General features: G+C 45.3%; 16 protein-coding genes. 5 read left to right on the top strand and 11 right to left on the bottom strand.

The features are described from left to right. Positions 1-66: 66 nt before the first annotated feature. Positions 67-555, top strand: coding sequence for a putative 4-hydroxy-4-methyl-2-oxoglutarate aldolase (locus DFP81_RS10800; RefSeq protein WP_115897792.1), 489 nt, complete (start codon positions 67-69; stop codon positions 553-555). Positions 556-875: 320 nt separating this feature from the next. After that, positions 876-2,549: a methyl-accepting chemotaxis protein gene (locus tag DFP81_RS10795; protein WP_115897791.1), complete on the top strand. Its 1,674-nt coding sequence runs from the start codon at positions 876-878 to the stop codon at positions 2,547-2,549. Positions 2,550-2,606: 57 nt separating this feature from the next. Here the strand turns inward: DFP81_RS10795 and DFP81_RS10790 are convergent, their stop codons facing one another. Both DFP81_RS10790 and DFP81_RS10785 read right to left on the bottom strand, forming a co-directional pair. Next, positions 2,607-4,880 carry an EAL domain-containing protein gene (locus tag DFP81_RS10790; protein WP_115897790.1) on the bottom strand — a complete coding sequence of 758 codons (2,274 nt, stop codon included), beginning with the start codon at positions 4,878-4,880 and terminating at the stop codon, positions 2,607-2,609. Between the two features lie 318 nt (positions 4,881-5,198). Then, complete coding sequence (locus tag DFP81_RS10785; RefSeq protein WP_115897789.1) at positions 5,199-6,452, bottom strand: YeeE/YedE family protein; 1,254 nt, start codon at positions 6,450-6,452, stop codon at positions 5,199-5,201. A gap of 297 nt (positions 6,453-6,749) precedes the next feature. Between DFP81_RS10785 and DFP81_RS10780 the strand changes: the two genes are divergently transcribed. Beyond that, the gene (locus DFP81_RS10780; protein ID WP_115897788.1) at positions 6,750-7,619 is read left to right on the top strand and encodes a lipase family protein; all 870 of its coding nucleotides are present in this window, start codon (positions 6,750-6,752) and stop codon (positions 7,617-7,619) included. A gap of 96 nt (positions 7,620-7,715) precedes the next feature. On the opposite strand, the gene DFP81_RS10775 is transcribed toward DFP81_RS10780, so the two are convergent. Genes DFP81_RS10775 through DFP81_RS10760 form a run of 4 tightly spaced genes read right to left on the bottom strand, consistent with a single transcriptional unit; the run spans position 7,716 to position 14,682 of the window. Then, a complete protein-coding gene (locus tag DFP81_RS10775; protein WP_115897787.1) occupies positions 7,716-10,418 on the bottom strand; it encodes a hsp70 family protein in 2,703 nt (900 codons plus the stop codon). Continuing rightward, the gene (locus DFP81_RS10770) at positions 10,418-12,172 is read right to left on the bottom strand and encodes an Hsp70 family protein (protein WP_115897786.1); all 1,755 of its coding nucleotides are present in this window, start codon (positions 12,170-12,172) and stop codon (positions 10,418-10,420) included. Before DFP81_RS10770 ends, DFP81_RS10775 begins: the two co-directional genes overlap by 1 nt. A 2-nt stretch (positions 12,173-12,174) precedes the next feature. Further along, on the bottom strand, positions 12,175-12,768 hold the full coding sequence (locus DFP81_RS10765; RefSeq protein ID WP_115897785.1) for a DUF2760 domain-containing protein: 594 nt from the start codon (positions 12,766-12,768) through the stop codon (positions 12,175-12,177). Between the two features lie 3 nt (positions 12,769-12,771). After that, positions 12,772-14,682 carry an ATP-binding cassette domain-containing protein gene (locus tag DFP81_RS10760; protein ID WP_115897784.1) on the bottom strand — a complete coding sequence of 637 codons (1,911 nt, stop codon included), beginning with the start codon at positions 14,680-14,682 and terminating at the stop codon, positions 12,772-12,774. A 278-nt stretch (positions 14,683-14,960) separates the two neighbouring features. Here DFP81_RS10760 and DFP81_RS10755 point away from each other — a divergent pair, with 278 nt between their 5' ends. Then, a complete protein-coding gene (locus DFP81_RS10755) occupies positions 14,961-16,061 on the top strand; it encodes an efflux RND transporter periplasmic adaptor subunit (protein WP_115897783.1) in 1,101 nt (366 codons plus the stop codon). Between the two features lie 12 nt (positions 16,062-16,073). Then, positions 16,074-19,217 (top strand): efflux RND transporter permease subunit, encoded by a 3,144-nt coding sequence (locus tag DFP81_RS10750; RefSeq protein ID WP_115897782.1) that lies wholly within the window; start codon positions 16,074-16,076, stop codon positions 19,215-19,217. Between the two features lie 195 nt (positions 19,218-19,412). On the opposite strand, the gene purF is transcribed toward DFP81_RS10750, so the two are convergent. The 5 genes from purF to accD form a co-directional block, all read right to left on the bottom strand. Beyond that, the gene (gene purF / locus DFP81_RS10745) at positions 19,413-20,921 is read right to left on the bottom strand and encodes an amidophosphoribosyltransferase (protein WP_115897781.1); all 1,509 of its coding nucleotides are present in this window, start codon (positions 20,919-20,921) and stop codon (positions 19,413-19,415) included. 76 nt (positions 20,922-20,997) lie between these two features. Further along, on the bottom strand, positions 20,998-21,531 hold the full coding sequence (locus tag DFP81_RS10740) for a CvpA family protein (RefSeq protein WP_115897780.1): 534 nt from the start codon (positions 21,529-21,531) through the stop codon (positions 20,998-21,000). Positions 21,532-21,605: 74 nt separating this feature from the next. Continuing rightward, complete coding sequence (locus tag DFP81_RS10735; RefSeq protein ID WP_115897779.1) at positions 21,606-22,199, bottom strand: SPOR domain-containing protein; 594 nt, start codon at positions 22,197-22,199, stop codon at positions 21,606-21,608. Beyond that, positions 22,199-23,449, bottom strand: coding sequence for a bifunctional tetrahydrofolate synthase/dihydrofolate synthase (folC, locus tag DFP81_RS10730; RefSeq protein WP_115897778.1), 1,251 nt, complete (start codon positions 23,447-23,449; stop codon positions 22,199-22,201). Before folC ends, DFP81_RS10735 begins: the two co-directional genes overlap by 1 nt. A gap of 4 nt (positions 23,450-23,453) precedes the next feature. Then, positions 23,454-24,317, bottom strand: coding sequence for an acetyl-CoA carboxylase, carboxyltransferase subunit beta (accD, locus tag DFP81_RS10725; protein ID WP_115897777.1), 864 nt, complete (start codon positions 24,315-24,317; stop codon positions 23,454-23,456). Between the last annotated feature and the right edge of the window lie 12 nt (positions 24,318-24,329).

Here is a 24,329-nt window from a genome sequence, read left to right as displayed (position 1 = left end):
TATTTAGAGTCAGAAAATCGTATTGTAATTTATAAGCCTGATTTTCTGATTCTAAATGGAGCTTTTGTGAAAGACATCCTGCCTGATTTATGCGATCTCTACCCTGAACATCTGGAGATCGCTGATCCAATTTTCAAATCCTATGGAAAAAAACACCATTTCTACGGCGAAGTCGTGACCATCTCTTGCTTTGAAGACAATAGTAGAGTGCGTGAACTGGTCGCAACACCAGGCAAAGGAAAAGTCTTAGTCGTTGATGGTGGTGGCAGCGTAAGACGCGCTTTGCTTGGCGATATGTTGGCAGAAAAAGCCGCTTCTAACGGCTGGGAAGGAATCGTCATTTACGGGGCAATTCGCGACGTAGCCGCTCAAGCTCGAGTCAATTTAGGCATTCAAGCATTAAACGCACACCCCATGCCAACGCAAAAGCGAGGTCTGGGAGAGGTGGGTAAAACATTGCGTTTTGCCGGCATCAAAATAGCAGCTGGTGACTATATTTATTGTGATTTGAATGGCATAGCTGTTGCTAAACAACCTCTTGCTTTGCCGAATTGATGAGCGTCATGCTGACATGGAATAAGGCCATAAAAGCGACCCGGCTTTATTCCATCCCTGGGATTTCTCCGCCACCGTAAAAGACAGTGCCCTAGTCTGCCCTGCACTTCTATATCAGCTCCTGAGCACGCCTTGTTAACTCAACCTCCCCCCTTATTCAGCATTTCCTATGCCTGTTTATTCGAGTTCCATTGCGGTGTATCAAAACTCACATTAAAAACTGCAATGATGGGGCTCATATTACGCTTTTCCTGTTCCTGTTTACCTTGCTTTCGACTATAGTTTCAGCGGAGTATCCCATTAAGGAACATTATAAAAACATGTTTTTAAACTCTTTGAAATTTCGTATATACATCCTCGCCTTTCTGCCTTTTTTTATCATCGCTATTGTCAGTGCCGCTATTCAAACGAATGCACTGCATTCCATCACCACCGATGTTTCAAGTTTGACGGAAAACTCAACATTAACGATTGAAAAAGAACGTTTAGTGAGTGTTTTAAACACCTCGCTTAGCATCATTCAAGACGATATTAATAAGCCTGGAAAAACAGGTTTACAAGACGCCTTAAATACCCTCAATAAAGTCAAATTCGATAATGGACAGGGTTATTTATATGCCTACGACACTCAGGGTGTGCGAGTTATGCATGGTGCTGGGGCGGCTTTAGGTGGCAACTTTTGGAATGCGAAAGACAAGCAAGACAATTACTTTATCCAGGACATAGTCAACGCGGCGGTAAAAGGCGATGGCTTTAGTGTTTTTTACTTCCCTAAACCAGGCGAAAAACAAGCGTCTAAAAAGTTCGGCTATGCGGTGTATATTTCAAAATGGGATATTGTTGTCGGTACCGGTTTTTATATCGACAGTATTGATAAAATAACCGCTGAGATTCACAACTCAATCGGCCAAATTAAAGAAGGCAGCTTATTTAACTCCCTACTGATTCTAAGTTTGGTGTTTATCGCGCTTGTCTTCTGTGTGTTACTTTCTTCACGCAGTATTTTAAAACCACTCTTTACACTTGGCACAGCGGTCAAAGGGCTTGCATCAGGACAAGGGGATTTAACCAAATCCTTACCCCACAGCTCTATTGATATTTTGAACGACATTGCGAGCGATTTTAACCGCTTCTTAAGTGCCATGGCGACAGATATTACCGCGCTAAAATCCGCCAGTGACGAATTGCATTCCATTTCCAGCGTAGCAAACCAGCAACGTCAAAAACGCGAAGCCGTCTCCGCCAAACAAATCGACGAAACCAACATGGTGGCAACCGCGGTTGAAGAAATGGCGTCTAACTCTATTCAAATTGCTGATATTGCAGAAAACACCAAACAATCAGCCGAAAATGTTGAAACGGAAATTCAAGAAGTGGTTAGACAAGTTCAGTTCTCTAGCGAACAATTTAATGAACTAAGCCACGTACTCAATAACGTTGAGCAATCCGTTGCCGTGGTTGGTGAAAATGTAGAAGAAATCAATCATGCCCTCGCCGTCATTGAAGGAATCTCTGAACAAACTAACCTGCTGGCGCTAAACGCCGCCATTGAGGCAGCCAGAGCGGGTGAGCAAGGCAGAGGCTTTGCCGTAGTCGCCGATGAAGTGCGTGGCCTTGCACAACGCACTCAGCAAAGCACGGTGGAGATAAAAGAGATCTTAGAGAAGCTACAAAGCAGCTCAGTAAAAACCATTGATGAAATGAGTGGCTCTGCCGAACAACGGGACAAGGTAGTGGAGTCCATGCAAAAAATAAATCGCATTATTGATTCAAGTACTGAGTCAATAAAAGGGCTAACCTTGATGAATGTGCAGGTAGCAACATCCGCCAATGAGCAATCTCAAGTGGCCAATAGCATTTCTCAAAATGTATCAGGGATCGCTATTCTAGCGGAAAACATTGGTACCGATGCGAATAAAACGGCGGAGCAAATGACCAAACTCGAGGAACAGGCGAACGCCATAAAACGCATTACAGATAAGTTTAAAGCCTAATGCGATTCAGGGTAGGTGGTGAATCCCCCTACCCTGAACCTGGCAAGATACAGATAACTAGGTGAGTAAGTAACGTTTAAAATCCGTTAACGAAATAGGCTTACTAAAGAAAAAGCCTTGGTACGCATCGACATTGATTTCCTTAAGCTGAGCGAACTGCTCAATATTCTCAACACCTTCCGCCACAACATTTAGACCAAAGTTATTCGCTAGATTTACAATTGATGTAACCATTAACTTCACTTGCTCATCATCTGCGAAATCATTAATAAAAGAGCGATCTATTTTGATTTCGTCGATCGGCAAACGATGCAAGTAATTAAGCGAAGAATACCCAGTACCAAAGTCGTCTAGTGAAATGGTAATGCCGTACGCTTTAAGACGGTTCATTTTTTCAGTAGCATCGTTCACATCTTGCAATAAAACCGTCTCAGTCACTTCCACTATGAGCTTGCTCTTATCGATATCAAAAGAGCTCAAAGTGAGCATAAAGTCATCAACAAACTGACTCTGCCAGATCTGTTTCGCACTTAAATTCACCGCAATGGTTAGGTGTTTTGTGCTGTCTGACGATTGCCAAATTGACAGCTGTTCACAGGCTTGCAACAACACCTGCTTGCCAATCTTAACAATAAAATTACTTTCCTCGGCCTGGTCAATAAACTCTGCAGGAGCAAGCAAGCCTCGCGTCGGGTGCTGCCATCGCACCAAGGCTTCGGCACCAATCAAGGTCTCATCTCTGTTTAACTTTGGCTGTAGGTAAATTAAGAAGTCCAAATCCAAAATAGACTGCCTAATGTCTTTCAATAATTGGCTAGAATGTGTGAGTTCGTCTCTCATATCTATGCCAAAAATAAAGGCCTGAGGTACAGAGGACGCTTTAGCACGATACAAAGCCAAATCTGCCAACTGCAACAAGCAGCCAGTAGAGATATCCTGACCATTGAACACAAGCCCCCCAATACTGATGGAAATATCATACTCGATGGAAACATCATGAATTTCATTTTCAATAAAAAAGGTTTTTGAAATGGCTTCTATTAACTCGTTCGCGTAACGCTGAGCTTCGAAGGTCGCTTTGTCTTCATTATCATCAACCAAAGGGTAAATAATGACGAACTCATCGCCACCAAAGCGTGATACAACCATTTCTTCAGTGCTATGCTCAACCAGCCGAGTGGCCACCAGATTAAGCAATTTATCTCCCATGTGGTGACCATAGCTATCGTTTAAGAGTTTAAAGCGGTCCAAGTCTAAAAACAGAATCGCACTGTATTGATTATGTTGAATGCTCGCCGCTATGGTTTCTTCTAATTCGACTTCCAATTGGGTTCGATTCACCAAATTGGTAAGGTTGTCGTGATACGCTAACCGCTCAACTTTCTGCTGGTTTTGTTTTTCTTTTGTAATATCAAGAATAATTCCCACCAGCAAAACAGGGTCGCCATTTTCATCAAACTCAGCCACCCTACCCCGGTCCCATACCCAAATGACTTCCCCATCTGGGCGAGTCATACGAAATTCTATGTTATAAGGCTGGCTTCTGGTCAATAGCGAATCCAGCGCTTGACCTACCTTGGCCTTATCTTCTGGAAAAATACAGGCTTCAAACTCTACAAAAGTTTCTTGGCTGGATTCAATACCGATAATATTTTCCCAGCGTTTATTGTGGAGCACCTGGTTGGTTTGAATATTCCATTCCCATAAACCTTCTTCAGACACATCCAAAACATGCTCAAGGCGTTTTTGGTTTTTGTCTGCCTCTTCTTTAAGGCAAGTAACCTCAGTAATGTCTCGGGCAAAAATAGCAATTTTCAGCGCATTCTGAGTGTCTCTATAGGGAATCTTTATTGAGCTAAAATGACGCGTTTCTGAAGTGTTCGTATCCATCGATGATTCATACACCACTTCTTTCTGAAAGCGGTTCATGATTTCTTGGGCACTGGTTAAGAAAAAGTCCGCTTGCTCTTTGTTCTTTGTAAAATAGTAATCGCTTTTACCTACCATTTTTTCAGGGCTACTTTTATATAAATAAGCGACCCTTTTATTACAAAATGTAAAGTCCCCTTGGTAATCTTTAACGATGATAGCATCATCTATTGAGTGAAAGAGATCGGATATCACCTGGAAATTTTTCATGAACATGCGATGCAGCATGAGTGAAGTAATTGCGCTGCAACCCAAAACAGCGGCAATAGTGAATGACATTAAGCTCGGGGTAAAAAACAATGAGGGAGGAAAAATCAAAAACAAAGCAATTAAACCGACCACACTGACGGTAAGCGGTATTAATGCTACTTTCAACTTGCTGTAGCCCGTTACGTTATGCATCTCAAATTCCTTGTAGACGAGTTCGTTTAACTTACAACATCATGAAACAAACGCGGCACCTCTGTGGTTAAGATGATGCAATCGCCAAAGCTTTCACATCTATTATCAAAAAACTACCTGTTAGTCTGATAATACAAGAAGGCACTAGTCTATAAATATAGACTTTATGTAACTGTTTGCTAAGAAGTATTACCAAATCTCGTTACACCACTCTCTGACCTAACCGCTGCGACAATCAGTCGGCCAGAAACAAAAAACCACCTCTCCAGTGCAAAAAAGGTGGTTCTTATAGATTACTATTAATAGTAACTAAAATGCCTAGGCGCTTTTCAATCGCTTACCTATCTGGTTTCCGAACACACCACCAGCTACCATCACCACTAAAAAGATCCAGCCAGATAATGAGAAGTTAGCGATTGGCGTATACAAGGCTCCCACATTACAGCCATTGGCAAATCGTGTTCCTAACCCCATGGCCAAGCCTGCGATAATTAGCATAGCCGCTTCACGGCCACTTAGTTTCAATCGAGACATACCACTAAAAAAGCGACCTGCTAAGAGTAATGATACGACTGACCCTAGCATAATACCAATGTTCTGCACATTTATTGGATGACTAAAGAAAGGCATAGTAAACGCTTGCACAGGGCGATGTGTAAATTCTGAGATACTCATTGGATCCATGCCCACAGCAATCAGTAAGCGACCAAACCAAAGGCCAAACGGTGTTGAAGCCCCCCAACCAGCACCTGTTACTCCCATCATCAAGGTAAATAACACAACGATCACGGCGACTCCCGTGGTCATCGACCAACGGCGAACAAACAGCACTTCGTAAGTCTCTCGACTAAAGAAGGCATGGGCAGCCAAATCGTGTGGTTTGTTTTCTTGCTGCTCTTTTTCAGACGCTACGCCAATAAAAGTATCTTGCAGACGACGACGGCGCTCATAACGATGGGCCAACCAACTGACGATAGCGGCAAATAAAACCGTCAGTAAAATAGCCCCAAGATAGCCATCCATAGGGGTGCCTGCAAACAAATCTGGCAAATAAACCCCTTTACCTTCATAGGTAGCCGATGAAATCCAGCTATCGCGGATCCAGCTTTCTTGCGCTTGTAATGGGAAACCAAGGAACACACCCATTCCAAAACTCAACAACACCAATGCAGGACGCGTTAAGCTACTTGAGAAATAAGTTAATACTCCTGAAGCACAACAGCCCGCAAACGACATACCAAAACCAAACATCAAACCGCCGACAATTAAGCCTGCGTTAATAGGGTTAACCCATAGGTTCATACCGTGGGGATCTTGGTTATACAAAAATGCCACAGAAGCAACAGCGGTCGCAGCAAACATCAACATTAATGCTCGCATTAATTTTGTAGAACCAGCCCGATAAGCACGATTCACACTGCCTGCAAAACCCAGCGCAGAACGCGTTAATGCATAGCCTAAGCCCAAGCCTATCACTAAGCGGAAGAACAGCATTGAATCTAACGCAATGCCACCTAAGGTGAGTACTACGCAAAGTAGCACAAAGCCACTTAGATGCTCTTTAACATTCATTAATCATTCCAAATTTAAATATGAAAAATGCTGTAACAAAAACAGACATTTAAAAAAAGGAAGTGGATTGTAAAGAAGTCGTCGTTGACTGCAAGAAAGCAGTAATACCATAATGGAATATGGTTATTCCACATAACCCATAAAAGCACCAAACAAATAAATAACTCGTTAAAAAAAAGTTTCAACACCAACTTAAATACAGCGTAAAAGGTGCTATACAAAGGACAAAACTCTGTTACTAGAAGAGGTTTTTTAGTAACCTCAGCGCTCTTCAACCAGTAAGTTAGCAGCCTCACAATGTTTCATGCTTTTGCTCTATTCGCTCTCATTCTTTTAATCGCACCCTTCCAACCCGCTTTTGCTACACAAGATTTCTCTGTCATCAAAAGCCAAGCCCAATTATCCGATGATACCTATTTAGAAGCCGACACTCTGGAATCGCGCTTACAGATACAAGGCCAGCGACTGGTGCATCAATCCTTAATTAGCGATTCTCAAGTGAGCTACTTTTTGAGCACGACTAAGGACGTACAAACCATCGCGGTACGTGGAACCGCTAACTTACAAAATGCCATGATAGATTTAACCGTCTCCTTACAAGCCGACCCGGTATTAGACATCAAATTGCATCAAGGTTTTGCTTCAGCAGCCAGAGCGATTTACGCCAACATGAAACCCTACTTAAACAAGAATCAACCTATTCATATCACTGGGCACAGTTTAGGTGGCGCCATCGCGGTTATTTTGGGCATGTATTTACAAACAGACGGTTATGCGGTGACTCAGGTCATCACCTTTGGACAGCCCAAGGTGACCAATGTAACCGGCGCGAAAAAGTTCGATGATTTACCATTAATTCGTGTTGTCACACTACATGACATTGTTCCCCTAGTGCCCCCCATTAGCCCATTGCAGATTAAGAATTTAGATATTTTTTGGCACATGGGAACAGAAGTAATCTTAATGGGAGATAAACAGTATGCTGAAACCAGTGGTGTAAAAAGCGCCCTCAGAGCCACCAAATTCACTACTTCTATCCCGAGTGAAAAAAATCTTCATGCCCATAAGATGACAACTTACCTCGCGCGTATCAACGAATTGTTAGCAAGCCCAGTTGAAGTGCCCTATAAAACCGACATTAACCTATTTGGCTTTTCATTTGATTAACCCAGTTTGCCACAATAAAAAAGGCCTAGTGGGTTAACACTAGGCCTTTCAATAACAGATAAAGTCCGTCATTAACACTGCAATCAGCTCATAGCTTTATAAGCGCAATCCAATGGGTAAGCTTTCACCGACCAATGCATTTAATTCATCATTGTTAATTTCAATCTGGCTATTAAGACGCTCTAACCACTGATTAGGGCATTTATCTTTTAGCAGTTTTTTAGCAACTTTCTTACGGTAGTCCTTCAGCATGTCGGACTCACCTAGACTCACCTGACTCATCAACACAGCGGCAAGTCCTGCTTGCTTACGCTTTTTCCAGTCTTCTTTCAGCGCTGCATCCAGCAATGTCTGCAAAGCGTCTTCCGAGATACGCAGACTTTGCTCACCGCATAAAAGGTGACGCGACGCAATGCGCCCTAATGTCCACCATGCGGTATCTGGCTCAGAGGATTTTGACAAACGCTTTAACAGCCAATCAATGGTTGTGCTCTTATCGGCTAGATCCAGTTTTTCTAATGCCCCCACTAGACGAATTAAATCATCACTTGAACGGGTTGCTAACGCTTTCATTTTCTCTCGGGAACGCTGCCCAGACGGAGAATAGAATTGACTGAACTGTTTAAAAAGCAGCGTTTGTTGCTCAACCGATAAGCCCCCTGCAATACGACGATATAAGGTCCAATATTGCCCCCACACTGCCGCCGCATCATGCTGGGTCCCCGCTTTGGTGATATTAATGACCTGTTGCACCCGCGCTGAATCTTCCTCGGCGCCAAAGCCTGGACGCAGACAATAGCCTATCAATTGCAACCACTGACGCTCATGCTGCGCGCTTTTCATACGCCCAGATTTTAAACTCAATAATTTATCAACCAAGCGACGAGAACTAGCAAGGTTCCAATCATCACGACTGCCTAATAAAGCATCGAGATCTTGCTTTAGCGACTTGACCAAATCAGGCGCTTGTTTTTGCCCCGCACTGGAAAAACACTTAGTTAAATGTTCTTCAGCTTGGCCCATATTGGCGTGCAACAGACCGGCTTGATCAGATTCCGCAGGACCGCTTGCAGAAGATAAGGCTGCAGAAGCCTGCGTAGAGAAGTCTAAACGCCACTGATCTCGTTGATTCTTTGCTTTTAGTGAAACCTGCAGAACGCCCACTTCCGTCATTTGAACCGCCAAATTCACCACACTCTCAGAAGTGTCTGTTGAAGCATCCAGTTCGGTCGATAAGGTCGAAATATAATGCAGCCCTTGTTGTGAACGAACTTGCCCTAACACACACTCAAGATGATCGTCTGAACGATACAAAGGAAATTGCACTTGCTGCCCTAAAGTGACAAAGAAATCTTCTTCTAGTGTTAGGGTATGCCCTTTTAGCGTGCCTTTTGGCAAGATGCCAACAAACTGATCTTCTCCCACTTTTAGATAAAGACCATGGGCCACACCACTCTCAATACGCGTGCTTTCACCAGCCAATGCACTCAAATATAATGCGGCACCTTTTGCCACCGCATCATTAGGTTCTTCTGCCACACAGGCTAATATCGGGGTATCAGACCAAGCATTTAATTGCGCCATTAGCTGAGCCTTTAGCACAGAGCTGTTGAACAACCCCCCATTAAACAACACAGCATCGGGCATATTAGTGCCAGTAGCCTGCTGAATAACCTCTTGATGGCTGGCTAGAAAGGCTGCTAAATGACGACTAAAAGCCGGGTCGGACTCGTACGGTAGACCTAGCGTATGCATTGCATAATCGCTTTTCTGCACTTTATCTTGCAGATCAACAATGGGAAAAAAACCACTGCGTACTTGCTCTAATAGAGCGTCCCGCGACACGCTTATTTTCTGCGAGCCGCCAATCAAACAGCTCCCTCCCCCTAAGATGGTAATGCTAACGTTCTCCGGCGCATTCTCACTTAGCAAGGTATCTTTTGCTTGTCGTGTTTGCTGTACCAGTGCCGCTAAGCGGGTTGCGGAGAGTGTCGATATTTGTTTCGGGTCAAGCTGAAATGCCAGCGCCTGATCAAGATTATCGCCCCCTAATAAGAGGTGCTCACCAACCGCCATACGCTTTAAAGAAATGCTTTTTTGGGACTCTGCATTAGCATGAATAGACACCAAGCTAAAATCGCTGGTTCCTCCACCAATATCAACCACCAACAGCATTTTCTTGTCAGCTAAGGCCGCTAATTTAGCGTCGTCGCTAATATAGTGATAACACGCCGCTTGCGGCTCTTCGAGTAGGTACAGATCCATTAGACCGGCATTTTTAGCCGCTTCTAAAGTTAACGCTCGCGCTTCTTCATCAAATGAAGCGGGCAAGGTTAAAGCAATGGTTTGCTGTTCAAGCGGAGCCTGTGGAAAACGGTGATTCCAGCTCTGCTTAATGTGCATCAGCAGCACTTCACTGGCTTCTAGTGGGCTTAGTTTTTTCGCAAACTCACTGGCCCAAGGAAGGATAGCGGCACGCCGATCGACGCGACTATGACTCAGCCAGCTTTTAGCACTTTGCACTAATTGACCAGCACGGCGTTGACCTAAGCTAAGCGCGCCAACACCTACGATGCATTGCTTTTCACCATTACGCCAAGGTAATACCGGGTCCAACTTTTCATCTTTTGCCAGCAAATAAATAGCACTTGGCAAATAATCGAATTCTTGCACAGAGCCATCCGCCATCACTTGCGGAATGGGCAATAGGGTCGGTTCGCTTTGTTCACTTGATAAATAGGAGACCACTGTATTCGTGGTCCCCAAATCGATTCCTACGCGAAAAGTTGAGGCTGGCATTACACCTCCCTGACTTGAAACTCGATGGTCCAATGCAGGTCTGAGTTAGTGTCGTGCGCTTGCAGCAACAACAAACCTAATTCAGTCACACGGGCCGTTAAGTAAACACGCACCATCTCGCCTTCTTGGTAATGACCTGCGTCTAATCGCACACTAATCGGGTTCAATTCAGTCAATTGCGCCAAACCAAAAGAAGAAACCACATTACCCACTGGGGCGACTTGGCTGTCTTGGGATTGGAAGAAACGGAATGTCACCGATTCCCCCACAACCAAAGAAAACTCATTCGGCAACATCAGTTCGTCCGAGCCCTCTTCTAAACCAAATGGCGCCACACAAATTGCGTCTACTGGTGGTGCCATGCCTGGAATTGCTGGCATTGGGCTGGCCACACCAATGTAATAGTTAGCAGCCAGTCCGCTTTTTACTTTAACCCCGCCTTCCGCTTGCACCACTGCATAGTAAGTTGCCCCTTTTGCTACCGCATGATCAAGATGCGATGGCGTCAGCATGGTCATCTCGGTCTCGCCCAACATGTCACGCAAACGAGTTTCAATGGTCGAACGAATAAGGCTGGCATTAAATACGCCACCGTTAAGCAGAATCTTGCTCGGTTTGGCATCATGCTGTGCTAAAAATTCGCTAATATGGCGCGTAATGGCAGGGTCTGTTTCATAATCCAAGTTAATCGTACTGATACCCGTTCGAGGAGCTTTTTGAGCTTGCTCACCAAAAGCCACTGCTGGGAAGAAACCTTGCAATAACAGCTGCTGCACACCTTCTTGGGTTAAAGTCGCTTTGATGCTGTTATTAAACAAACTACGGCCGCGACTCGGCACCACCACACTAACATCTGATAATTCTGCATTAGCGAGCAAGCGCTCTTTCGCTTCACGACAAGCTTGAGTAAGACCTGAAATCTGCCACGCTTCTAATTGAGTACCACTTTGTGCTAGTTGGCCGGCAAGATGGTAGGTCAATGCCATGTCCATGTTATCGCCACCCAATAGAATATGGCGCCCAACCGCAACACGCTCTAGGCCCAATACACCGTCTTGCTCAACGGCTTGAATAAGCGATAAGTCGGTTGTACCTCCGCCCACATCGACAACAAGAATGTGTTCATTCACTTCAAGGTCATCGGTCCAAGACGCCTGATCCGCAAGCCACGCATAAAAGGCAGCCAAGGGCTCTTCAATTAAACGCGCGCGCAAGCCAACTCGCTCTGCTGCTTGTTCGGTAATAGTACGCGCGGCTGGGTCAAACGACGCAGGTACGGTAATCACCACTTCTTGGTCTTGAATGGCGGCATTCGGGAAGACATTTTTCCAAGCGCTCACCAAATGGGACAACAGTGTTTCTGTCACATAAGCAGGTGACACTTTGGTTACTTCTTCCAGCGCATCAACAGGCAACACGGCTTCGTCTGCTGCGACACGTGAATGACACAACCAACTTTTCGCACTTTGTACCAAACGACCAGAGGATTTGGCTCCCAGTTCGCGTGCTAGCTGACCCACAATCGCCTCTGTTTTTCCCCAAGGCAATTGCAAATCACTCTCTAAAAATTCAGTCGCATGAGGAAAGTACACAAAAGAAGGCAACAATGGGCATTCTGTCACTTGGCCTGCTGCAGTAAACTGCGGAATCGGCAATTGCTTGATATCAGCCGCACCAGTTTCTGTATTCGCCTGTGAATAAAAGACAGCCGAATGCGTGGTACCCAAATCGATACCAATAAAATATTCGCTCATGGTTAAACCTCGACTTCTGCAGGCGCTAAAATGGTTAAATTATCGGTGGAGTTAACTTTAGGCAGTTGAGTGTTGGTTACTTTCCAGCCAGGGTGAATTAAGGTACCAGTATAAGGACCAGCGCCTTCAACACGCCCTTCTAACTTAATTTGTTTTGCATCATAGTCCGCTGGAATCTCTAAACGACTGTTTTCCGGCGCACTGTTTACCACCTCAATGGTGAAGTGCTGCTTGATCACTTTGGCACAGCCCGCATGGATCTGACGCGCAGCCGCGCCCACATCTGCATCATCGTAGCCATCGATACTTTCTTGAATGAAGTCAATAAAACGCGCTTCTCGCTGCAACAATTGCAATAATTGGTGAGCACCATCTTCATTAACGCTATCCAATACGGGCGCCGCGACTTCTACTTCACGAATCACTTCAACTTCTTTGGTGACAACGGTTGGCTGAGCTTCAAAAGCGAAGGCTTCACCTTTGCCGACAGCTGCACAGCGAGCCGCATATTCACCACTGCCCATGTATTTAAAAAACTGCCCAAACGCGCCAAAAAAGCGCGGTATAAAAGAGATAGATGTAATTTTTTGGCTCATAACTTACCCATTCTGCATTTCTTCTAACTCAAGCCAACGCTCCATGGTTGTCTCAAGTTCCTGTTCTTTATCGGCCACTTGCGCCAACATTTGCTGTACTTTTTCTGCATCACCTGTATAGAAGTCAGGCACACTGGTGATTTGATGCAATGCCGCGATTTCTTCTTCCAGTTTGGCAATGGTTTCTGGCATCTGATCAAATTCACGCTGCATTTTATAGCTCAGCTTAGATTTTGGCTTGGCGGCTACTTTTGCTTCTGGCTCTTTTTTCGGGGTACTTTTCGTCGCAGGTTTTGTCTCTGTCGTTTGCGACGTAGACTCTACTGGGAACTGTCCACCTTGGCGGATCCAATCCTGATAGCCACCGACGTATTCACGTACCTTGCCTTCGCCTTCAAATGCCACCACACTGGTAACCACATTGTCCAAGAAAGCACGGTCATGGCTGACTAGAAGCAAAGTGCCTTCATAATTCATCAGCAACTCTTCCAATAACTCCAGTGTTTCCACGTCTAAGTCGTTGGTTGGCTCATCCATAACCAATAGGTTGGCAGGTTTGGTAAACAGTTTGGCAAGCAGTACTCGGTTACGTTCACCACCCGATAAGGCTTTGACTGGGGTTCGAGCACGCTCAGGTGGGAACAAAAAGTCCCCCAAATAGCCAATTACATGTTTATTCTGACCATTAATCTCAATGGTTTCTTTGCCTTCGCCTACGTTCTCAGCCACCGTCTGTTCTGGGTCTAGCTGTTCTCGTAGCTGATCAAAATAAGCCACATTTAATTTGGTGCCCTGACGTACCGTTCCTGAGTTAGGCTCTAGATCACCCAAGAGAATTTTCAAGAAGGTACTTTTACCACAACCATTTGGCCCGATCAGACCAATACGGTCGCCACGATTCACAATCAAATCCATGGGTTGCAGAATGACTTTATCTGCAAAAGCATGAGCCACCTGAGTAAATTCCGCGACTAACTTGCCGGAGCGCTCTTTGGTTTCAATGGCCATTTTTGCATTACCTTGACGACTGATACGCTCTGAGCGCTCAACCCGCAATGCTTTCAGGGCTCGAACACGGCCTTCGTTACGCGTACGGCGTGCTTTAATGCCTTGGCGTATCCACACTTCTTCTTCCGCTAGGCGTTTATCAAATAGCGCGTTGGCACGCTCTTCCTCTTCGAGCAGTTTTTCTTTAAAGACAAGAAATTCATTGATATTGCCGCTGAAGGAAATCAAATTGCCACGATCTAACTCAACAATGCGATTGGCAAGTTTTTCGAGAAAACGACGGTCATGGGTAATAAACAGGATCAAACCACGGAACTGCTGGAGCTGTTGCTCCATCCATTCAATGGTGGGCACATCCAAATGGTTAGTCGGCTCATCCAGCAACAATACATCTGGGTTAGACACCAAAGCTTGCGCCAAAATAACACGTCGACGCCAACCACCTGACAACTCAGACATCAGCTTATCAGCGGGCAGCTTTAAACGTTGAATCATGTGATTCACTCGTTGTTCAAGATCCCAACCTTGAATCTTGTCCAATTCACTTTGAATGTTGCCTAACTCATCAGAGTGATCGTTTTCGAAATCTTCCAATAAAGCAAAATAGCGCTTCATCAGTTTATGGGCTTCACCTGCCCCTTCGCTGACCACTTCTCTGACGGTTTTCTGATTGGCATCTGGCAGTTCTTGAGGCAATTGCGCAACACGCATTCCCCCTTCAATACGCACCACACCTTCGTCGGGAATCTGTTCTCCTGACACTACTTTTAAAAAGGTGGATTTACCCGCCCCATTACGGCCGATAATGGCAACACGTTCGCCAGCTTCGGCAGCGAAACTGATTTTTGACAGCAGCGGATTATGCCCGAATGCAACACTGACCTGTTCTAAAGACAATAGACTCATATCTATCCAAATAAAAAAGAGAGTAAATTTAGTGGGCGTATAATATCACCCTTCCTAACGAAGGTTTAGCGAAACCAAGATACAGCAATCCAAAAATTGACAATTAGCCACCAATAAAAAGAGAAAACAGCCAAGCACAGCTTAACGACACAACACAGACAGCAAAAATATGCTTATATAAGTGGGTAAAGATCATTTTAATGCGAATTTTTTGTGCATATAATTGACGCAAAACTTAAAATAATAACAAGCAGATAAAACACATCAGGGAGCGGTTAATGGAGCTTAAAAGTAAAATAGGCCCACTAGTAGCCATAATAATCACCGTTGCTGCGGTGTTATGGATCTATGCAGGAGGACATGGCATTACCGCGTCTCAACATGACAGCCCTACAAACACTAACGAAAGCAACAGCAATAATGCCGAGCACACCTCTCTTAGCAACCAAAAACACAGCGTCCAAGTAACAAACATTCAAGCGCAATCCATTAACCTTTATCTGGCGTTATCCGGCCAAACCCTAGCCGACAAAATCCTCACGTTAACCAACAGCTACCCTGGTGAAGTAGTCAAACTTTACTCAACAAAGGGGGATTTCTTAGAACAAGGAGCGCCGATCCTACAAATTGATACCCGCGTTCTCAAAACCCAAATCAGAGAAACAAGCGCCCTGATTAAACAACGCAATATAGAACTCAATGGGCTTAACAAACTTAAAGACATTAATTTAACTTCACACGTTCGTTTAGCCGAAGCAGAAACTAATCTGGCCAGCGCATTAACAAGCGCCAAGTCACTCGCCATCGACTTAGAAAATGCCACTGTGACGGCTCCCTTCTCTGGAGTGCTAAATACCTTAGACATAGAAAAGGGGCAAATGCTCAGTGATGATTCTGCCATTGGCACTTTGGTTTCACTCAACCCACTGCGTATTCAAGTCACCATCCCACAGAACAAAATTCACCATATCCATTTAGGCACCCAAGGCAAGGTGCATCTCGCCACTGGACTCGAAACCACGGGCAAGGTGTCTTATATCAGCCGCCAAGCCAATACCGAAAGTCGCTCGATTAACGTTGAACTGCTCATCGACAATCCTAACCATAGTATTGCTGCAGGTCTTACTGCCGATGTGACCTTCGCCCTCAGCCAACAAAAAGCACAAGCACTTTCCCCTGCACTGCTTACCTTAGACGACGATGGTAACACCGCGGTTAAAACCGTCGACTCACAGAGCAAGGTCGTCTCCTATCCAGTCAACATCGTAAAATCAGAACGAGATAAAGTCTGGGTATCAGGCCTACCCAGCGAGGTCAACCTGATTACCGTCGGCCAAGGGTTTGTTAACGATGGTGACATCGTCGACATTCATCATTAGGGAGCCATTGCTATGCAAACATTAATAGACGCCGCACTGGCCCGCTCTCGTACGATTTTATTATTGTTCACCTTAATTCTGATTTCTGGCGGCGTTTCTTACGTGGAAATCGCCAAAGAAAGCACCCCTGATATCACCATCCCAATGGCTTATGTGTCGGTCACACTCGATGGCATTTCTCCTGAAGATGCAGACAGCTTGCTGGTACAACCGTTAGAAAAAGAATTAAAAGGACTGGATGATTTAAAAAAGATCCGCTCTACCGCATCAGAAAATCACGCGTCTGTGATTTTGGAGTTTAATCAAGGCACTAATATTGATCAGGCCATCATTGATACCCAAGAAAAAGTGAACCGCGCAAAAAGCGAACTGCCTGATGACGCTGACGAACCGACGGTCTCTGAAATCAACTTATCGACGTTTCCCGTGCTACGGATTAACTTATCCGGCAACGTTGGCTTCACCACTTTAAGCCGTATAGCCAATGACTTACAAGACCAAATTGAAGCCACGAGCGGTGTACTAGAAGCTGAAATCAGCGGCGACAGAGAGCAACAAGCACAGATCATCATTCGCCCTGAACAACTTAATTCCTATCGTTTGAATTTATCAGATGTGGCTAACTTTGTGTCCGGCAACAATCAACTTGTCGCCGCCGGAAATCTCGACACTGGCGCCGGTCGTTTTCCGTTAAAAGTGCCTGGATTGCTCAAAACCAAAGAAGATATTCTAAATTTACCGATCAAGGTAGACGGAGATAATGTGGTCAAACTGGGCGATATTGCCAGTGGCGAGCTTACCTTTGAAGACCCGACCAGCTACGCCAGAGTCGATGGCAAAAACAGCCTATCGCTCGCCGTCTCAAAAAGAGTCGGAGCCAACATCATTGATACCCTAGATGCGGTCAAAGCCTTAGTCGAAAAAAACAGCAAGCAATGGCCAGATGGCATCGAATACAGCCTTTCTCAAGATGAATCAAACAACATCAAAACGTCCTTAAACGATCTATTTAATAATGTGTTAACCGCCACATTATTAGTCATGATAGTCATTGTGTGGGCGTTAGGCATTCGCAGCTCTATTTTAGTCGGCTTGGCGATTCCCGGTGCCTTTCTCACCGGTATTTTATTGCTCAATATTCAGGGCTATACCATTAATATGGTCGTGCTATTTGCGCTCATACTAAGCGTCGGCATGCTGGTCGATGGCGCTATTGTGGTCACCGAATACGCCGACCGAAAACTGGCAGAAGGCGCACCAAAAAAAGAAGCGTACAGTGAAGCGGCTAAGCGTATGGCTTGGCCTATTATTGCCTCTACAGGCACCACACTTGCGGTCTTTATGCCCTTGCTGTTTTGGCCTGACATTGTCGGCGAGTTTATGCGCTATTTGCCCATCACAGTGATTGCGACACTCACCGCATCCCTGGTGATGGCATTAATTGTACTGCCCACCATAGGCTCATTAATTGGTAAAAAAGGCAGCTATAGCAACACCACTTTACTGGCATTACGAGTGGCTGAAAATGGCGATTTAAGCAAGCTAAAAGGCTTTGCTGGCTGGTATAGTCGAGTATTAACCCGCCTTGTGGAGATTCCTGTCTGGGTGCTTTTATTTGTAGTCACTGCACTGATCAGTGTGCAAGTGATTTACAGCTTGTACGGGAAAGGCGTTGAGTTTTTTCCCAATATTGAACCAGACGTTGCCAATCTTGAAATTCATGCCCGAGGCAATTTATCGCTCAGTGAAAAAGACGCCTTGGTGCGCCAAGTCGAAAACCTACTGATTGGCAACCCAAACTTAAAAACACTGATTGCAACCACCTTTGACAGTCCAGGAAATAACGACGCGGCGGACAGTATTGGTAAAATATCCATGGAGTTTATCGATTGGTCACTGCGCCCACCGGCCAACGAAATACTGAACAAAATACGTCAAAAGACCGCTCAAATCCCAGGCATATTAGTGACCACAGAAGTGCAGCAGGATGGCCCGCAATCCGGTGCAGACATTCAACTTGAATTGAGTTCAGACTTCAGTCGCCCCTTAAACGAAGCAGCGAATATTATCTCTCAACAGCTCAAAGACCAGAGCACGATTATTTCCGTGGAAGACGATCGCTCACAGCCGGGTATTGAGTGGCGGATTGAAGTAGATCGCGCCAAGGCCAGTCGTTATGGTGTCGATATGAACACGCTAGGCAATGTGGTCAAACTGGTGAGCAACGGGTTAATTCTCAGCGACTTCTTACCCGAAGGCGCTGACGATAAAATTGACATAGTGCTGCGTTACCCTGTGAATCAACGCAGCCTTGAACAACTTGATCAACTACAAATCCCGTCCTCCCAAGGACCTATTCCGGCGAGTAACTTCATTCAGCGTTACGCCGCGCCCAAACAAGGTGTCATTAACCGTACTGACGGCAAAAAAACCATCACCATTGACGCTAATGTGCAAGATGGCGTGGTAGTCAATAACGTGATCAATGACATCAAAGCGCGACTCGACTCAGAATTAGATAAGTCGATTTCCTATCAGTTTAGAGGCAATACAGAGAATCAAGAAAAGTCCACTGACTTTCTAATGAAAGCGTTTTTCGTCGCCTTTTTTATCATGGCAATTATTCTCGTTACCCAATTCAATAACTTTTTTCAATGCATCCTGATTCTTAGTGCCGTTATCTTTTCAACCATAGGCGTGTTTATTGGATTGATGCTAAAAGGGCAACCCTTTGGTGTGGTGATGAGCGGGGTCGGCGTTATTGCCCTGGCGGGCATAGTGGTGAATAACAATATCGTGCTGATTGATACCTTTAACACCCTTAGAGCACAAGGTATGAAAGTACGTGAAGCCGCCATTCGCACCGGCGTACAACGCCTACGACCGGTTATGCTGACCACCATTACCACCATTCTAGGGCTAGTACCTATGGTATTTCAGCTTAATGTGGACTTGATTCATCAGTCTATCAGCATTGGTGCGCCTTCGGCACAATGGTGGACACAGCTCTCCACCGCCATTGCAGGCGGGCTCGCTTTCGCGACACCTTTGACGCTTATTTTAACACCCTGCCTTCTGGTACTCGGCTACCGTCGTGCAGAACGCAAACAAGAAGCCGCTGACGAAGCTGAAAAACTCGCCTCGATAGAGAGCTAGCCGTCAAACACGACTAGCCTCAATAATGACTTCGCGGTTTTCTTGCTCTGGTGCCTGACGAACACCTGCACGAATGGTATTTGTTGCGTCTTTGTATTGCGACATTCGTGCTTCTTCAAAATAGCCCTAACCAAAAACAACAAAGCCAGACACTTGGTCTGGCTTTGTTTGGTAACTTGCTGTCACACTCTATTGTTACATAGGGTGCATCATGTCACTACTAGCAGCATTTTCAACAGAGTCTTTTTGGGTATCATTTCGCGCAGTCTCAAGACGTGTGAGGTAGGCTTCTGTGATATCACCGGTGATGTATTTTCCATCAAACACAGAAGTATCAAACTCACGAACTTCTGAGTGCTTTTCATCGACACAAGCGGCAATCAAATCCTCTAAGTCTTGGAAAATCAACTTATCAGCACCAATCAACTCACAGATCTCATCCACGTTACGGTTGTGGGCGATCAATTCTGTTACCGCTGGCATATCAATACCATACACATTCGGATAACGCACTTCTGGCGCCGCCGAAGCAATGTATACCTTCTTCGCACCCGCATCACGCGCCATTTCGATGATTTCTTTACTCGTGGTACCACGAACAATGGAGTCATCAACTAGCAGAACGGTTTTGTCCTTAAACTCAAATGGCACTGGGTTTAGCTTTTGGCGTACGGATTTTTTACGCACCGCTTGCCCTGGCATAATAAAGGTACGGCCAATGTAGCGGTTTTTCACCAAGCCTTCACGGAATGGAATATTCAAAGCTTGAGCAATCTGCAACGCAGCTGTACGGCTGGTGTCTGGGATCGGAATAACCACGTCTATGTCATGATCTTTCCATTCACGTTGGATTTTTGCCGCCAAACGATCTCCCATATTCATCCGGGCTTTATAAACAGAAATACTGTCAATTACCGTATCAGGACGAGCAAAGTAAACGTACTCAAACAAACAAGGGCGAGCTACTTTTTTCGGTGTACATTGACGCACATGAACCTTGTGATTGACGTCAAAGAAAATCGCCTCACCAGGCTGAATGTCTCTTTCAATGGTAAAACCTGCCGCATCCAAAGCCACGCTCTCAGACGCCACCATGTATTCAACACCACCTTCCGTTTGCTTAGAACCGTAAATCAATGGGCGAATTCCATCAGGATCACGAAACGCAAGAATGCCATATCCAGTAATCAAAGCGACGACAGCATAACCACCCTCGATACGCTTATAAACACGCTCTAGTGCATTAAAAATGTCTTCTGGTGTTGGTACAAGCTTGCCTTCTAAATGCAGCTCGTGGGCCAATACATTGACCAATACTTCAGAGTCAGAAGTGGTGTTCACATGGCGCAAATCGGATTCAAACACTTCTTGCTTAAGCTTTTCTGTGTTGGTCAAATTGCCATTATGAGCCAGCGAAATACCATAAGGAGAGTTAACGTAAAAAGGTTGTGCTTCAGCAGAGCTGGAGGTGCCTGCTGTTGGGTAACGGGCATGCCCAATGCCTATATTACCATGCAATTTTTTCATGTGACGCGTACGAAACACTTCACTAACCGGACCATTGTCTTTGCGTAAACACAGACGTCCATTATGGCTGGTTACCATCCCTGCAGCATCTTGCCCGCGATGTTGAAGCAAGGTTAACGCATCAAAGATGGCTTGGTTGACCATGGATGTGCCTACGACACCAACGATACCACACATGTTCTAGATCCTCGTGTTGGGGAAATTGTGCTTATAACACACAATAAAGGTTCTTCACTCGCTGCCTATTAGACAACTAATTTCCAAGAGCGCGGTCAATGAGAGTCGGATCAACAAGATCCGAACTCTTGCCTAACATATCACGCGTCCAGTCTTTCAAAAGCACTAATTGAGGGATCAATTGCGATGACTTCCAAAGCTCTGTTTTTTCTATTGCTGGGCTTAAACTCAGCAATGAAACAAAAGCCACGACAATCAAACTCCCACGTGCAAAACCAAATACCATTCCCAGCACCCTGTCAGTGCTAGAAAGGCCTGTAACCTGTATTAACGAGCCAATTAAATAACTGGCCAAAGCACAAATTATTAAACTCGCCACAAATAAAGAAGCAAACGACACAATATAGCGGATCTGATCACTCTGTACCTGATCGATCAATAGCGCTTGCATATTGTCGGAGAACTTGACGGCCACCACAAAGGCAACAACCCAAGTCACTAGCGACAAGACCTCTTTAACAAATCCCCTTTTTAAGCTCAGTAGGGTAGAAATTATAACGACGGCGATGATCAGCCAATCTAATGTAGAAATTGAGTTTATTGCGTCCATAACAACCCTATTGAAAGCGCGCGAAGTTTAACAGAAGGTTAAGATAATCCAAATACCAGCAAACAAAACTTGTGTTAATTCTCAGAAAACTTCACCACAATTCCTTTTAGTGAGAATTTCTTATGAATGTCAGCTTGTACTTTCTCTGAAGTAGTGCGGTCCAACTCGGGACCAACATACACTTTAAAAAGAGCATTCGTCGTGATGCTATAAGCTGGATAATTGGCTTTTTTTAGTTTAGACACTAAGCGCTTCGCGTTAGCTTCTTGTGCAAAGGTGGCAATTTGAACCGTCCAGCGAGCTGATACCACTGGGGGTTTTGCCTCTTTTTGCTTAACCACAACTTTTGGCTTAGCCTGCACAACTGGTGCTGGCGGTTCTTTGTCGGCTTCCGCCACCAAACTAATATCCTGAGCGGACTTACCCGTTAACTGTATCTCTTCAGCAGAAGGTTCGACTGACGAATCTTCCGTTGCATCTGGCAATTTATCCAACGACTGAGCAGGGGCTATTTTTACCTCAGGAAACACGGGGGGTTTACTGACCACCACCTGAACATCTAACTCAGGTGGTCGTTCGCCATCTAAAATTTGCGGCAAGATAATCGCTGCAGCAACAATCAAAATGCTGGCACCAATCAACCTATGCGTCATCTTTTTATCTAACATCAGGCTTGTTTTCCTTTAGCATAAGCTAAATAGTCCGTTACAGTCACAAAAGAGCCGAACACAACAAGGCTCCTGCCCTCTTCTAACGCCTGATTTGCAGCCACTTCGATGGCCGCTGAAACAGTGTCGTATTGCGATAAATCCGTGGCATTTTTTTGCTCAAGTGATCTGGCCAGATCAAGCGCTTTGGCTCCGCGTGGGCCGGCTAAATCCGCTAAATGCCAAGCTGAGAATTTATCCACTAAGGTTGCCAAAACACTGTTGATATCCTTGTCTTTTAACATGCCACACACAGCCACAGGTTGCTTGCTAAATGCCGCCACTCGGTTAGCCAATTCACCTGCTGCTTCTGGGTTATGTGCCACGTCGATATAAGTTACTGGCGCATCGCTCACTTTCTGGAAGCGGCCAGTTAATTGCGCGTTGGCAAACAGGTGTCGCAACGCCACAACATCAGGATCAAGCCCCATAAAGCTCAACACAGCAACGACAGTTGCCGCGTTCTCAATGGGTAAATTTGGTATTGGCAGATGCTCGAAAGCCGTGTTATTACCGCTCCACGACCATTCGTTTTCTGCCATTTGATAAGAAAACTGCTCACCCTTTTGGCGTAAGTCAGCGCCTATCATAATGGCCGTTTCTGCCAGGCTGTTGGGTGGATTCACCACCCCACTAACCAGCAACTTACCGTGACGAGCAATGCCAGTTTTCTCTCGGGCGATGACCTCTATTGAGTCACCCAACCAATCCGTGTGGTCCAATGAAATTGAGGTGATCACAGCCACATCAGCATCCACCATATTCACCGAATCCAAACGCCCACCTAAGCCGACCTCTAACACCCAATAATCCAGCTCCGATTGGGAAAAAATCCACAATGCGGCCAAAGTACTGAATTCAAAATAGGTTAAGGGGGTTCCAGCTCGAGCCGCTTCAATGGCTTCAAAAGCCTGACAAATCAGCGCATCCTGACACGCAACATTGTTCAGCGCGATGCGCTCATTGAAAGCTAAAAAGTGAGGGGATGTGTAAGTGCCCACCGTATGACCTTGAGAGGTAAGGTACTGGGTCAGCATGGCGCAGGTAGAACCCTTGCCATTCGTTCCAGCAACGGTGATCACCTTGCCTTTGGGGCGCGAAATAGCCAGTTTTTCTAGTACTGAACTACCGCGCTCTAGACCTAACTCGATCTCAGAAGGATGTTGGCTTTCGATATACGAAAGCCAATTATCTAACGACCTTGACGTCATTGATTTATGCCGCTCTGTTTGTCAGTAATGACAAGATATTAAACAAACGGTCACGCATTTCATCACGTTTGATAATCATGTCAAGCGCACCTTTGTCCAACAAAAACTCACTGCGCTGGAAGCCTGCTGGCAATTTTTCGCGTACAGTTTGCTCAATAACCCGAGGACCAGCAAAACCGATCAACGCATTTGGCTCTGCTACGTTCAAATCACCTAGCATAGCAAGCGAAGCAGAAACACCACCAAATACAGGGTCTGTCATGACAGAAATGTATGGGATACCTTCTTGCTTCATACGCTCAAGACCCGCACTGGTTTTCGCCATTTGCATCAAAGAAATTAAAGCTTCTTGCATGCGTGCGCCGCCACTGGCAGAGAAACACACCAATGGAATACGTTTTTCAAGACACACATTAACCGCCTGAATAAAGCGCTCACCGACAATCGCGCCCATAGAGCCGCCTAGGAAACTGAACTCAAACGCCACTGCCACGACTGGCATGCCATTCAGTGCACCTTCCATTGCCACCAAGGCGTCTTTCTCGCCAGTGGCTTTTTGCGCAGCCGTAATACGGTCTTTATAACGCTTAGAATCTTTAAATTTCAGTTTGTCTTCAGGCTCCAAATGAGCACCGATTTCAAAACGGCCTTCTTTGTCTAAGAAGATATCCAGACGACGACGAGCGTTTACACGTAAATGGTGATGACATTTTGGACATACATCCAAGTTTTTCTCTAACTCAGGGCGATAAAGAACGTTGTCACACTTAGGGCATTTTTTCCATAAACCCTCAGGAACAGAACCTGATCCTCGCTTCGATTCGCTACGCACAATCGAAGGTACAAATTTGTCTAACCAGCTACTCATTTATTTCTCCAT

Origin of the sequence: Marinomonas pollencensis, from assembly GCF_003387375.1 — a bacterium.
Classification (GTDB): domain Bacteria; phylum Pseudomonadota; class Gammaproteobacteria; order Pseudomonadales; family Marinomonadaceae; genus Marinomonas; species Marinomonas pollencensis.
The sequence above is the reverse complement of the archived record's forward strand: the minus strand, read 5'-3'. Positions and strand labels throughout refer to the sequence as shown.